A 13,827-nucleotide genomic window follows, 5' to 3' on the forward strand; every position below is an offset into this window, starting at 1 on the left:
AATATTTAAAGCCACGGAAGGCTGGGTAAAAATAACTGAAATAAAATTTCAGAGGATATTAAGTAAGTTGAGAATAAATGCGACCCAACACAGAATGGAATTATTATGAAATCGAAGAGTTTAACCACTTGGATAGTCATTGGTCTTATTGTCGGTGTGATTGTCGGCTTCAGCTTTAATGAAATGGCATCAGCTGAATTTAATAAGGTCTATGCAAAAGATATCTCTATTATTACTGATATCTTCTTACGACTGATTAAAATGATTATCGCGCCATTGATTATATCAACACTGGTTGTTGGTATTGCGAAAATGGGTGATGCGAAAACGTTAGGTCGTGTTTTCTCTAAAACACTGTTCTTATTTATCTGCGCATCTTTTATCTCAATCCTGTTAGGTCTGGTTATTGTTAACCTGTTCCAGCCGGGCGCAGGTATTAACTTCGTTGCGGATACCGCCGCTGCGGTTGAAGGTATGGTGGAACCTGTTCCTTTCTCCTTCAAAACCTTTATTGCTCATGCGATTCCGACCAGTATCGTTGATGCAATGGCGCGTAACGAAATTCTGCAAATCGTTGTATTCTCAATCTTTATGGGTATCAGCCTCTCCGCTATCGGTGATAAAGGCCTGCCGATTGTGAATGTGCTGGAATCCCTCGTCAGCCTGATGCTGAAATTAACCGGCTACGTCATGCTGTTTGCTCCGCTGACTGTATTTGCCGCTATCTCCGGTATGATCGCCGAGCGTGGTCTGGGTGTACTGGTCAGTGCCGGTATCTTCATGGGTGAATTCTACTTCACACTGGCGATGCTGTGGGTGATTCTGATTGGTCTGGCTGCTCTGGTTGTCGGTCGTTGTATCTTCCGTCTGACCAAAGGTATCACTGAACCTGCACTGCTGGCATTCACCACATCAAGTTCTGAAGCGGCATTCCCGGGTACCCTGGAAAAACTGGAAGAGTTCGGTGTTTCCAACAAAATTGCCAGCTTCGTACTGCCAATCGGTTATTCCTTTAACCTTGTCGGTTCAATGGCTTACTGTTCTTTCGCAGTTATCTTTATCGCTCAGGCATGTAACATCACCCTGTCTATGGGTGAGCAGGTTACCATGCTGCTGATTCTGATGCTGACATCCAAAGGGATGGCTGGTGTACCGCGTGCATCTCTGGTGGTTATCGCGGCGACGCTGAACCAGTTCAACATTCCGGAAGCGGGTCTGATTCTGCTGATGGGTGTGGATCCGTTCCTCGACATGGGTCGCTCAGCCACTAACGTGATGAGTAACGCTATCGGTGCTGCAATGGTCGGCCGCTGGGAAGGTGAGCACTACGGTGAAGGCTGCCGCGGAAAACCAAAGTCAGTTATTGAACCTCCGGTGTCACAGGCAACATCAGCCTGACCGGGCGTTCAGAATAAACAAGACAGGCGCGGTACAGGGGATACCGGTACCGCGCAACAATAAAAAACCGTTTTATGTGTCATGTAATATGTATTAAGCGCAAAATGTCCTCAGTCATTTTGCGCTTTTTTTTGTACGGGGATTATTGCGGTACAGCGGAAACACTCACCGTACCGTCCGTCACCTTAACGGCAAAACGGGCAACGGAATACGCGGCATCTTCGGCGCACAGTCCGTCAGTCAGCCGGAAGCGCTGTTTTTTCAGCGGGCTGACAATCCACAGTTCACCGTCATGTTCCGCAATTAATCCGCGCGACAATACGCTGGCCTGCGCAAAGGGATCGATATTACTCAGGGCGAAAATACGGTCGTCCGGATAAGGACGAAACAGCGCTACCTGAGCATCACCAACCAGTGCACACACGCCGGTTCCGGGAGTGATATCACTGACCTGACAAACGGTTATCCATTGACTCATGATTATTCCTCTCCGATCAGTGTGACAGCAATCCGCTCTTCCGGTCTGGCCGGACGATGTTGTAAGCGCTCACTTACCATCTGAACATCCGGGTCCGGCAGCGGGCTGTTAACAAAGTGGCTGAAGCGTTTGCGGGCATGCGGGTTGTTCACTGTTTCCTGCCATTCGCAGATGACTTTTTCACGCAGTTGCGCCAGTTCCTGCTCCAGCTGTGCATTCAGCCCGAGTTTGTCGCTGACAATCACATCGCGCAGATAATCAATCCCGCCGTCGAGGTTTTCCAGCCAGGTGGATGTCCGGCTGAGTTTATCGGCGGTGCGGATGTAGAACATCATAAAGCGGTCGATGTAGCTTATCAGCGTCTCTTTATCGAGATCGGCCATCAGCAGATCACCGTGGCGCGGTTTCATCCCGCCGTTTCCGCAGACATACAGGTTCCAGCCTTTGTCAGTGGCGATAATCCCGATATCTTTTCCCTGTGCTTCCGAACATTCGCGGGTACAGCCCGAAATGCCGAACTTCATTTTATGCGGGGTGCGGATACCTTTATAACGGTGCTCCAGCTCAACGCCCAGCGCGGTGCTGTCACCGACCCCGAACCGGCACCATGCTGTACCGACGCAGGTTTTCGCCATCCGCAGAGCCTTGGCATAGGCGTGCCCGGTTTCAAATCCGGCGGCGATCAGTTTTTCCCAGATAGCCGGTAAATCCTGCTTTTGCGCCCCGAACATAGCAATGCGCTGTGAGCCGGTAATCTTGGTATACAGATGATATTCCTGCGCAATCTGACCGATGGTCAGCAGGCCTTCCGGGGTGATTTCACCCCCCGGCGAGCGCGGGATCACGGAATAGGTGCCGTCTTTCTGCATATTGGCGAGGAAGTTATCGTTGGTATCCTGTAATGACACCAGATCGTCCCGCAGAATATAGTCATTCCGGCAGGAGGCGAGGAGGGAACCGATAGTCGGTTTGCACACTTCACAGCCGTAGCCTTCACCGTAGCGGGCCAGTAATTCATCAAACGTACTGATTTTTTCCACACGGATCAGGTGATACAACTCCTGGCGTGAATACGCAAAATGCTCACAGAGGTGATGATTCACCTCAATACCCAGATTGGTCAGTTCTGCATTCAGTACCTGTGTGATCAGCGGAACACATCCGCCGCAGCCGGTTCCGGCTTTGGTTTCCGCTTTGATATCCGCCACCGTCTGGCAGCCGTTATGAATGGCCTGAATAATGTCCCCTTTGGTGACATCAAAACAGGAGCAGATTTGCGCGCTGTCCGGCAGGGACTCCACGCCGATTGCCGGTTTACTGCCGGCGTGGGCAGGCAGGATCAGAACATCCGGGTTTTCCGGCAATTCGATGCGGTTCAGTGCCAGTTGCAGCAGATTACCGTAATCTTCGGTATCCCCGACCAGCACCGCACCCAGCAGATATTTATTATCGTCACTGACAATCAGCCGTTTATAAATCTCATTGGCTTCATCAAGATAAATATAACTGTGGCAGCCGTTATCTGTCGCATGTGTATTGCCGATGCCGCCGACATCCACACCCAGCAGTTTCAGTTTTGCACTCATATCCGCGCCGGTAAACTGATTATCCTGCCCCAGCAGATGATCCGCCGCCACCTGCGCCATTTTGTAGCCCGGCGCCACCAGTCCGTAAGTCCTGCCGTGCCATGACGCACATTCCCCGATAGCATACACATCCGGGTCGGATGTCTGACACTGATCGTTGATCACCAGGCCGCCGCGCTCCGCCACAGCCAGTCCGCACTGGCGGGCAAGGCGGTCACGCGGGCGTATCCCGGTGGAGAAGACGACAAAATCGGTTTCCAGCGATGAACCGTCGGCAAAATGCAGCACTTTGCGGCTCTCCCCGTTATCGGATGCGGTGATTTCCGTGGTGTTTTTGCCGGTATGTACTCTCACACCCATCCGCTCAATTTTTTGCTTCAGCTGTTCACCGCCGAGCGCATCGAGCTGTTCTGCCATTAAGACCGGCGAAAACTCAATAACATGGGTTTCAATACCCAGGTTTTTCAGGGCACCGGCGGCTTCCAGCCCCAGCAGGCCGCCGCCGATCACCACACCTTTACGGCTGCGGCGGGCACAGGCTTCAATCGCATTGAGATCTTCAATTGTCCGGTACACAAAACAGTCGCGGGTATCACTGCCTTTGATCGGCGGAATCCACGGATAAGAGCCGGTCGCAATCACCAGCTTGTCATAATGTACGGTACGGCCGGTGTTGGTGTGCAGCACCTTTTCCTGCCGGTTAACGGTGATCACCCGCTCATTGGTCAAAACGGTAATATTGTGTTTTTCATGAAAACCGGGTTTGACCAGCGATAATTCTTCTGCCGTATGATGAGAAAAATAGGAGGAAAGATGCACGCGGTCATAAGCGACACGCGGCTCTTCGCAGAATACGGTGATATCGAACTGTCCGGCGCCCGCTTTATCGGTAAGCTCCTCGGTAAAGCGATGGCCGACCATGCCGTTACCGATGATTGCTAACTTGACGTTGCTCATTTCAGCCTCAGATTTTGTGTGGATTAAGGCTAAAAATACGGCGATCCGGGTTTTTCTCATTGATGTATATCAAATGCAGCTTAATCAATTCAGCTTGTATAAAACAAAGGTTTGATTATTTTTTGTCAATACCTCTCAGGTGGTAGATAAAAGGGCGGAATATGCCGCAGACCGGCTGCGGCATATCAGAGACAGTGGAAAAATTACTGAACGGCAGCAGCGGTCAGTGCTTTACGTTTTTTGATACTGATAATTAAAATACCGGAAGCGAAAGCCCCGCAGAACGCAAACAACGCCATCAGACCAAAGACAATTTTATAACCGGTCATGCCCGGATAACTATCCAGAATATGGCCATACAGACTGAAACAGAACATCGCAGGGGCGTAGCCGATAAAACTGCCGAGAGCCATCGCGGCACCGGTATTGGATTCTTTGATATTGGCTTCACCGATAGGCGCAAAGAAAATAGCGCGCTGGGTAAAGACGATTGTACCGAAACCTAATGTGCAGACCATGCCCAGATAAACCGGCATGCTTTCATGCGGCAGGAAAATAAAGGTTACCAGCACAATGACGCTGAGGATAAAGGTGTAAAACAGGTATCTGGTCGGTGACTGTAAAATCTTATCTGCAATAAGCCCGCCGATAGGTCCGCCGACCATTTTAAGGCAATATTGGTTAATAACACCGTAGATCCCCACCAATGCAATCGGCAGCGCATAAATATTACTGAGGAACGGAATAAAAAAGGTTAATCCGCAGTAAACCGCATAAACAAAGAATATACTCAGCGCGATCAGCCAGACGGTACGGTCTTTTAATACACTGCCGACACCGGCTTTTTCGGTAGTCTCTTTTTTATCTGTCTTTTCGGTCACAACAGATTTGTCATCTTTCAGGAACAGCAGAATAATGCCGCCGATAATAATGGCCATTCCGGAATAAAATAAGATCCCCATTTTAAACCCGAGATAACCACTGCCGAACCAGGCAAATACCGCGAGTGCGGAGAAAGCGACGACAGTATCGACCACACCACGGCCGGTTTCAAAGAAACCGAAAATACGGCCCTGCTGTGAGCTGTTACCGAGCAGGCTGACAGACTTTAATAATACCGGCCAGTTGAGCATGTCGCAGGTGACACCGAATAACGCCCAGACAAATAAAATACCCCAGTAGCCCGGCATTGTTGATAAATAAACACCCAGTAACCCGGTGGCAATTAATGAAAATGACATTGTCAGGCGGCGCGGCAATTTATCAGAAAAATAAATAGACAGAAAGAAGCCGATAGTGGTGACAATTGAGTTTACCGACATCGCATTACCAATCTGACCATTTGTCAGATGAAAGTATTCCTGCATAGGAACATAAAAGGCGTCTTTCAGTGACGGTAATTTATAGATAGTACCGCCGCATAAAACCAATAAGCTGAAAATAGCCCATCTTTTTTTGTCAAGCATAGTGCCTCCCGCCTGAGAATGAAATATTCTCAGTCAGTATGAAATGTTATTTTAAAATGCTGTGTTTATGTCAGATGCGTTTATTTACTGATGATCATGACTGCCTCTGTTTTTAATTCATTAATTATTTTCCGGACATAATGGATTTGATTAACAGCATCCTTTTTTTCACCGGCAAGACGTTCTGCTATTTCAGTTTCCGGTAACGGTGTTTCACTCATCTGACGCCACGGAATCCACGGGTCATTGCTCTCATTTTTAAAACGGAACGCCGGTGCGTAATAATCCACCTCCTCTTCCAAACCGTAAGAAATAACCTGTGGTTTATCCTCACCCAGACAAATCAGGGCGCGGAGCATGTCTTTAAACGGCAGATTGCCTTCTCCGGAACGGCAGGCTTTATGGCCGAAACCGTCACCTTCTTCCAGAATAACCGCATCTTTAATGTGCACCTGGGTAATGTATTCCTGCATATCTGCCAGGGCGTCCATCGGTAATTCACAGGCATTAATCATGTTGCCGAAATCGAATAACAGTGTCAGTTCAGGAAAATCAGCGTCTTTGATCAGACTGACCAGTTCATGGCCTTTTAAATCTTCATGTTGTTCCAGAACAAATGTCAGACCGCTGTGCTGATAATGTTCTTTTAAATACCGGATATCGGCGGCAATCAGGCGCAATACATCAGACAGCGCCCCTTCATAACGCGGATAAAACCGGACAGAGCTTGCACCGGTTTTTAATGCGATTCTGATGGCTTCATCGAGGGTTTTATTATCAGACGCACTGGTTTCAATATTAATATCGAGATGATAACGTTTTGCTTTCTCTGCAAATACCGCAAGCTGATCATCGGTCATAGCGGAAAGTGATTGGGTTTCACCATCCAGCACATGTATTTTGACGCCCGGCAAATGCTGTTCGTTTGCGATATCAAGTAAATCACCCGGTAATATTTTTTCAAAACGCATATTCAGATGATAAGCGTAAGCATGCAGATATAACGGTAACGTATCTGCACGTTCAATTATCCGGCGGGCGTCATCAGTATTCATGATTCAGATTCCTGTGTCTAAAGCTCAACAAAAAAATAAACAGATTCAAACCGCCAGTATTCAATGTCGATCTGAACAATGTTATGTGCTTCATCGCAACGGTATTTTTCCACCCGGATACCCGGGGAGTTTGCGGTACAGCCGATAGCCTTACTGGCTGCTTCCGGCATGCGTACCGGCTTAAAGGCCAGCCGGGCTGTCGTTGTGATGATGTTATATTCGTTTTCCCAGATGGCCGCAAAAGAGTGGTTATCCAGTTTCTCCGCAAAATCCGGGGCAACGGACGGATTGATGTACGTCTGGTGCCAGAAGACTTTGTGTCCGTCCAGAGCGCCCCATCCGCTGATACAGCAAACCGGTTCTCCGGTGGTCAGCCCCAGTGCCGCGGCAATATCTGCCGGTGCGCCGGTGAGCAGTTGTTTGTCAGTGTATTCCCACGACGGCAGACGGCCCTGCGCTTTGGCTGCCTGGTTGAAACTCGCCGGAGATTTCGGGTTGTAATTAAATTTCGGCAGTGCCGCGAACCAGCCACTGCGGTTTTTACGGAAAATTTTTCCGTCACCTTCCAGACTGAGCAGCGCCTGACGCAGTGACATCCGGTTGACACCAAGTTGCTCTGTCAGCGGGCGTTCGGCAGGCAGTTTATCGCCGGGGGCGATAGCACCGTTGCTCAGCAGGGTATCGAGTTGTTCTCTGGCAAGATCAGCAGCAGTTTGTGTGTTTTTCATTCGTTGCTCTATTTTTGGTTTAAACCAGATTGGTTTCTAAGTTACGTGAGTGTCATCTTTCGTTCAAGTGAGCTGCGCGGGGATAATGTCAATTTGAGAGTTACCTCACACAATGAAATACAGAAATAAAAAAGCAGAGCCGGTTTTAACAAGTGAATATTTTTACCGTTCCGTTTCTTATTTTCCGGAAAATGACGTAATGAGAATACCTTATTTTTCGTGAATTTATCTTTTTTGTCACAATAGCGCCATGGTCAGACCGTACTATTTCATGTCTGTGTTTTCCCGGTGTTAAAAATTAACAATTCTGCCAATTAGTGATCTGATTCAACATTTAATCGTGGTTGCCGATTTTTGTTATCCCCTTTTTCAGAGTGTGACTAGGATTGAATCAATTCTTATGAGGAGAGTGACGAGGTAAGTACGATGGAAAAGGAACGTATCATCCAGGAATTTGTTCCCGGCAAACAGGTCACGCTGGCGCATCTGATTGCGCATCCGGGCAGTGATCTGGCGAAAAAAATCGGGGTTCCCGGTGCCGAAGCCATCGGCATTATGACGCTGACACCCGGCGAAACCGCAATGATTGCGGGCGATCTTGCCACAAAAGCCGCCGGTGTGGACATCGGCTTTCTTGACCGTTTCACCGGTGCGCTCGTGATTTACGGCTCTGTCGGCGCAGTGGAAGAAGCATTGATCCAGACTGTTCGCGGGTTAAGCCAGCTCCTCAATTATGCCATTTGTGATATCACCCGCAGTTAACCGGGTGCAGTTAAGGATGCCGTCTGAATGAAACGAATTGTGTTTGTGGGTGATGTGGGTGCAGGAAAAACGACATTATTCAATGCGTTGCAGGGGGATTTTGACCTTGCGCGGAAAACACAGGCGATTGAATTCAATGATGAGGGCAGTGTTGATACACCGGGTGAATATTTCAGCCATCCCCGTCTCTACCACGCGCTGATTAATACGCTGGCAGATTGTGATGTGCTGGTTTATGTCCACGCGGCAAATAACCCGGAGTGCCGGATCCCTGCCGGATTACTTGATATTTATCCCCGTATGCGCCGCTTTGCGGTTATCAGCAAAGCAGATGCACCGGATGCGGATGTACCGGCAATACGCGAGCTGCTCTCCACCCGGGGATTTGAGGAACCGATGCTTGCCATCAACAGCCTTAATCCTGATGACGTCCTGAAAGTGAAACAGTTTTTGGCCACTGCCGACAGCCAATAAGAGGAATATCCGATGAAGAAATTAATAACGGCCAATGACATCCGGGAAGCACACGCAGCGGGCAAAACCCGTCTGGATGTGGTGCTGAAAGAGAGCATTGTCACGCCGGAAGCCCATGTTGTGGCTGAACAATTGGGCTTTGTGATTGGTGAGGTTGATACTGCGCAGAACAGCGCACCGGCTGCCGCACCGGTGGCAGCAACCGCCGGAACAGAACCCAATATTTCATCCGCAGAGCGTCAGAAAATCCGCGAATGCATTATCGCGCAGCTGCCTGACGGCAATGTTACCGAAACCCTGATAGCACAGCTGGTCGATAAAGTGGTGCAGGAGCGTATCGCGCAGATCAAGGCGAAAGTGGCAGCATTCAAACCGGCGGAAGAGAACACCGATACTCCGAATACCCAGAGCTACCGCAGTGTCACCGGCAAAGGCGGCATTAAAGTGGTCGACAGCAGTTCGGTTAAATTCGGTAATTTCGATGGTGCGGGTCCGCACCGTGTCGGGATTGCGGATCTGATCACCGCGCAGGACAACAGCAGCATGGCTGCCGGGTTTATGCAGTGGGAAAACGCATTCTTTCCGTGGACACTGAATTACGACGAAGTGGATCTGGTTCTGGAAGGCGAGCTGCATGTGCGCCATCAGGGCGAAACCATGATCGCGAAAGCCGGTGATGTGATGTTTATCCCGAAGGGCTCCGCGATTGAGTTCGGCACACCATCCACTGTCCGCTTCCTGTATGTGGCCTGGCCGGCTAACTGGCAGGATTGCTGAGGGGTATCGCCATGACCTTTATCACTGAAGACTGGCTGCGGGATAACTTTACGCTGAGCGACGGCAGTGAAATTCATCTGCCTGCTGACAGCCGGATGACACCATCCGCCCGTGAGCTGATCGAAAGCCGCCGTTTACAGGTGAAATTTCAGGATAAACAAGGTCGTCTGTTTGTGGAAACCCCGGATGAATCCGGTAAAACCGAAACGGCTGTCCCTGACCTGAAAGCGGTACACGGGTTAACCAGTAAGGATAAAGCGGATGTCGCGGCCTGCGAATTATGCCATCAGCCGGTGGCGAAAAAGCCGGACACGCTGACACACCTTAACGGTCACACCATGGTGGCAAAAAATGATCCGCGTCTGGCGTTCCGCGCCGCGCTGGATGCCACTATCGCTGAAGCCGTCTGGTTACAGACTGAATTTGCACAGACGCCGCTGAAAGGCTGGCTGGCGGATATCCGCTCTGTGCTCGGCAATATTATGCGTGCCGATGCGCTCAATGAGCCGCTCGCCGAGCAGAGTATTGCTGACCTGAACGCGGATGAGCTGCACAAGCTGTCTCATAACCCGCTGAAATACCTGGGCCATGACCATATCGTTCCGGATGTGAGTCACGGCCGTGATGCGGCGGCGCTGAATCTGCTGCGGACCAAAGTCCGTGAAACGGAAATCAGTGCGGCGCGTATTTATATCGATTGTTATTTTCAGGTCATCCGCCCTGACATTATGCAGGCGCTTAACCGCCTCTCCAGCGCGGTATATGTCCTGATGGTGATGGTAGTCCGCGAAGGCGGCATGATGACCACACCGGCACTGAAACAAGCTCTGATGAAAGGGGGAACACATGCTCATTGAACGATGCCGTCAGCAGGCACAACTTAACCCGCCGCGGGTGGTTCTGCCGGATGCGCTGGATGAGCGCGTGATCCACGCCGCCCGTTATCTGAAACAAAATGGCCTGGCGGAGCCCGTTCTGCTGGCGAACCCGTTTGCGCTGCGTGATTTCTCGCTGCGTACCGGTGTCATTATGGACGGCCTGACCACCATTGATCCGGACAGTGCGGATGAGTGGCGGGCAGAGTTTGCGGATGCCATCACTGCACGTCTCGGCGAAAAAGCCCCGGAAGATGCGGATGAGGCGATGCGTCAGCCGCTGTGGTTTGGTGCCGCGATGGTTGCCGCCGGAAAAGCGGATTTATGTGTGGCGGGGAATATCTCGTCAACCGCCGCTGTTCTGCGTGCCGGGCTGAAAGTCATCGGCCTGAAGCCGGGCGTGAAAACATTATCATCAATTTTCATCATGTTGCCGCCGGGAACGGAAGGCAATGTGCTGGGTTTCGCTGATTGCAGTGTCGTACCTCAACCCACTTCTGCACAGCTGGCGGATATTGCGCTGAGCAGTGCGGAAACCTTCACGGCAATCACCGGTGAAACCGCGCGTGTGGCGATGTTGTCTTTTTCAACAGCAGGCAGCGCGAAACATCCTAATGTGGCGATGGTGCAGCAGGCAGTGGAAATCATTCATGCGCGTGCCCCGCAGTTACAGGCGGATGGTGAACTGCAGTTCGACGCGGCATTTGTGCCGGGCGTCGCTGCGCAAAAAGCCCCCAACAGTGAGTTAAAGGGGCGGGCAAATGTCATGGTCTTTCCGTCGCTGGAAGCCGGCAATATCGGTTACAAGATTGCCCAGCGTCTCGGCGGTTACCGGGCACTCGGCCCGCTGATTCAGGGATTAAATGCACCGGTGCATGATTTGTCACGTGGCTGTAATGCCCGCGACATTATTGAACTGGTGCTGGTAGCACAAACACAGTTAGCTCAGGCCGGACAACCTGTCCGCCGCACTGAAGCAGAAAGCGTTATTTAAACCGGTCCCTGATGGGATCTCAATGAGAGGAAAATATCATGGAAGCATTAGGACTGATCGAAACTAAGGGTCTGGTTGCATTAATCGAAGCATCCGATGCGATGGTCAAAGCAGCACGCGTTAAATTAGTCGGTGTTAAACAAATCGGCGGTGGTCTGGTAACAGCCATGGTGCGCGGCGATGTTGCAGCATGTAAAGCAGCAACTGACGCAGGTGCGGCAGCGGCTCAGCGTATCGGTGAACTGGTCTCTGTACACGTTATTCCTCGTCCGCATGGCGATCTGGAAGAAGTGTTTCCTATCAAAATGTCCGGCGATAAATCAATCGATTAATCGTTGTTAGCGTGGCGTGCTTCTGACGCCACGCGATTTTAATCTCCCCGGTTTTTTTGCTGTCACACAGACGGCAGGGGATTTTTTTACCTGAAATCCGTAGCCGGCTGTATTCAGGCTGCTGAAATATAAAGAGAGGTGAACATGAAACTGGCTGTCGTTATCGGACAAATCGTGTGCACCGTGCGTCATCCCGGACTGGAATCCGACAAGTTATTGCTGGTGGAAATGATTGACCGCCAGGGGCGTCCAAACGGTGAGGTGGCCGTCGCAACCGACAGTATCGGTGCGGGTAATGGTGAATGGGTGCTGATCGTCAGCGGAAGTTCGGCGCGGCGTGCTCAGAGCAAAGAAGCGTCACCGGTCGATCTCAGCATCATCGGCATTGTGGATGAGGCCGTTATGGAAAGTCAGGTGATTTTTCATAAATAAATCGCCGCAACGAGTCACAGAAAGAGGCGTGGGTGAATATGGATCAGAAAGAAATTGAGAATGTGGTAAAAGCGGTTCTGGCCAGCATGAGTGCAGGCACACAACCGGCGGCTGCATCAGCGGCACCACAGCAGGCGGCAGCCTCACAGAATAACGGCTTCGGGGTATTCGAATCCCTGGACGATGCCGTCCTTGCCGCCAAAGAAGCACAGAAATCATTAAAAACGGTTGAAATGCGTAATCTCTGCATCGGCGCAATCCGCCGTGCGGCAACCGAGCATGCCCGCGAGCTGGCGGTTCTGGCTGTTGAAGAAACCGGCATGGGCCGTGTGGAAGATAAACTCGCGAAGAACTTAGCACAGGCAAACGGCACCCCGGGTGTTGAGTGTCTGCGTCCTGAAGTGTTAACCGGCGACCACGGTTTAACCTTAATCGAAAATGCGGCATGGGGTGTTATTGCCTCTGTCACACCATCCACTAACCCGGCGGCGACGGCAATCAACAATGCCATCAGTATGATCGCAGGGGGTAACAGTGTGATTTTCGCGCCGCATCCGGCAGCGAAAAAAGTCTCACAGCGCACTATCACCGTTCTGAACGAAGCCATTGTTGCCGCAGGCGGCCCGAACAACCTGCTGGTGACTGTTGCCAAACCGGATATCGAAACCGCACAGCGTTTATTCAAATATCCGGGGATCGGTCTGCTGGTCGTGACCGGGGGGGATGCGGTGGTGGAATCTGCCCGCAAACACACCAACAAACGTCTGATCGCGGCCGGTGCCGGTAACCCGCCGGTCGTGGTGGATGAAACTGCCGATATCGAACGTGCGGCGAAAGCCATTGTTCACGGTGCATCATTCGATAACAACATTATTTGTGCGGATGAAAAAGTGCTGATCGCGGTTGACTGCATCGCAGACAAACTGATCACCGAAATGCAGCGTAATCACGCGGTATTACTGACCCGTGAACAGAGCGAGAAGCTGATCCCGGTACTGCTGAAGAATGTCGATGAAACCGGCCACGGCACTGTCAGCCGCGACTGGGTCGGCCGTGACGCAGCGAAAATTGCCGCGGCTATCGGTATGACTGTCCCGGCAGATACCCGTCTTCTGATCGCAGAAACTGACTGCAAACATCCGTTTGCTGTCACGGAGCTGATGATGCCGGTTCTGCCGATCATCCGCGTGAAAGATGTGGATCAGGCGATTGACCTGGCGGTGAAACTGGAGGGCGGCTGCCATCATACCGCAGCAATGCACTCCAACAACATCAGCAACCTGAACCGCATGGCGAATGCCATCGACACCAGTATTTTCGTGAAAAACGGACCGTGTATTGCCGGTCTGGGACTGGGCGGTGAAGGCTGGACAACTATGACTATCACCACACCAACCGGTGAAGGTGTGACCTGTGCGCGGACCTTTGTCCGTCTGCGCCGCTGCACCATGGTGGATTCATTCCGCATCGTGTAAGCCGCTGCGGTGGAGCCTGCGGGCTTCACCGCCTTTTT

The 13,827-nt window shown here is 51.1% G+C and carries 14 protein-coding genes; 9 read left to right on the plus strand and 5 right to left on the minus strand.

The features are described 5' to 3' along the window. Positions 1-105 precede the first annotated feature (105 nt). Positions 106-1,398: a dicarboxylate/amino acid:cation symporter gene (locus tag R5268_RS16910; protein ID WP_218455050.1), complete on the plus strand. Its 1,293-nt coding sequence runs from the start codon at positions 106-108 to the stop codon at positions 1,396-1,398. A gap of 142 nt (positions 1,399-1,540) precedes the next feature. On the opposite strand, the gene nirD is transcribed toward R5268_RS16910, so the two are convergent. The 5 genes from nirD to R5268_RS16935 form a co-directional block, all read right to left on the minus strand. Further along, the gene (nirD, locus tag R5268_RS16915; protein ID WP_052927083.1) at positions 1,541-1,876 is read right to left on the minus strand and encodes a nitrite reductase small subunit NirD; all 336 of its coding nucleotides are present in this window, start codon (positions 1,874-1,876) and stop codon (positions 1,541-1,543) included. 2 nt (positions 1,877-1,878) lie between these two features. After that, on the minus strand, positions 1,879-4,419 hold the full coding sequence (gene nirB / locus R5268_RS16920; RefSeq protein ID WP_317419868.1) for a nitrite reductase large subunit NirB: 2,541 nt from the start codon (positions 4,417-4,419) through the stop codon (positions 1,879-1,881). A gap of 203 nt (positions 4,420-4,622) precedes the next feature. Continuing rightward, a complete protein-coding gene (locus R5268_RS16925; RefSeq protein WP_182107493.1) occupies positions 4,623-5,885 on the minus strand; it encodes an MFS transporter in 1,263 nt (420 codons plus the stop codon). A gap of 80 nt (positions 5,886-5,965) precedes the next feature. After that, positions 5,966-6,940, minus strand: coding sequence for a sugar phosphate isomerase/epimerase family protein (locus tag R5268_RS16930; RefSeq protein ID WP_317419871.1), 975 nt, complete (start codon positions 6,938-6,940; stop codon positions 5,966-5,968). Positions 6,941-6,957: 17 nt separating this feature from the next. Continuing rightward, positions 6,958-7,668: a UTRA domain-containing protein gene (locus R5268_RS16935; RefSeq protein WP_317419872.1), complete on the minus strand. Its 711-nt coding sequence runs from the start codon at positions 7,666-7,668 to the stop codon at positions 6,958-6,960. Positions 7,669-8,094: 426 nt separating this feature from the next. Here R5268_RS16935 and eutS point away from each other — a divergent pair, with 426 nt between their 5' ends. From eutS to R5268_RS16975, 8 genes are all read left to right on the plus strand, one after another. Continuing rightward, a complete protein-coding gene (eutS, locus tag R5268_RS16940; RefSeq protein WP_025154316.1) occupies positions 8,095-8,430 on the plus strand; it encodes an ethanolamine utilization microcompartment protein EutS in 336 nt (111 codons plus the stop codon). A 27-nt stretch (positions 8,431-8,457) separates the two neighbouring features. Next, on the plus strand, positions 8,458-8,904 hold the full coding sequence (gene eutP, locus R5268_RS16945) for a EutP/PduV family microcompartment system protein (RefSeq protein ID WP_046892021.1): 447 nt from the start codon (positions 8,458-8,460) through the stop codon (positions 8,902-8,904). 12 nt (positions 8,905-8,916) lie between these two features. Continuing rightward, on the plus strand, positions 8,917-9,681 hold the full coding sequence (gene eutQ, locus R5268_RS16950) for an ethanolamine utilization acetate kinase EutQ (RefSeq protein WP_046892022.1): 765 nt from the start codon (positions 8,917-8,919) through the stop codon (positions 9,679-9,681). An 11-nt stretch (positions 9,682-9,692) separates the two neighbouring features. Beyond that, positions 9,693-10,538, plus strand: coding sequence for an ethanolamine utilization cob(I)yrinic acid a,c-diamide adenosyltransferase EutT (gene eutT / locus R5268_RS16955; RefSeq protein ID WP_046892023.1), 846 nt, complete (start codon positions 9,693-9,695; stop codon positions 10,536-10,538). Next, positions 10,528-11,550, plus strand: a complete 1,023-nt coding sequence (gene pta, locus R5268_RS16960) for a phosphate acetyltransferase (RefSeq protein WP_046892024.1) — start codon at positions 10,528-10,530, stop codon at positions 11,548-11,550. The genes eutT and pta overlap by 11 nt, the downstream gene beginning before the upstream one ends. Before the next feature lie 38 nt (positions 11,551-11,588). Continuing rightward, on the plus strand, positions 11,589-11,882 hold the full coding sequence (gene eutM / locus R5268_RS16965) for an ethanolamine utilization microcompartment protein EutM (RefSeq protein WP_004236103.1): 294 nt from the start codon (positions 11,589-11,591) through the stop codon (positions 11,880-11,882). 144 nt (positions 11,883-12,026) lie between these two features. Further along, entirely contained in the window at positions 12,027-12,314 is a 288-nt protein-coding gene (gene eutN, locus R5268_RS16970; RefSeq protein WP_004236102.1) for an ethanolamine utilization microcompartment protein EutN, read from the plus strand. A gap of 38 nt (positions 12,315-12,352) precedes the next feature. After that, entirely contained in the window at positions 12,353-13,789 is a 1,437-nt protein-coding gene (locus R5268_RS16975) for an aldehyde dehydrogenase family protein (protein WP_025154312.1), read from the plus strand. Positions 13,790-13,827 lie beyond the last annotated feature (38 nt).

The organism is Morganella sp. BCCO 40_0007 (assembly GCF_032989665.1).
Taxonomy (GTDB): domain Bacteria; phylum Pseudomonadota; class Gammaproteobacteria; order Enterobacterales; family Enterobacteriaceae; genus Morganella; species Morganella sibonii.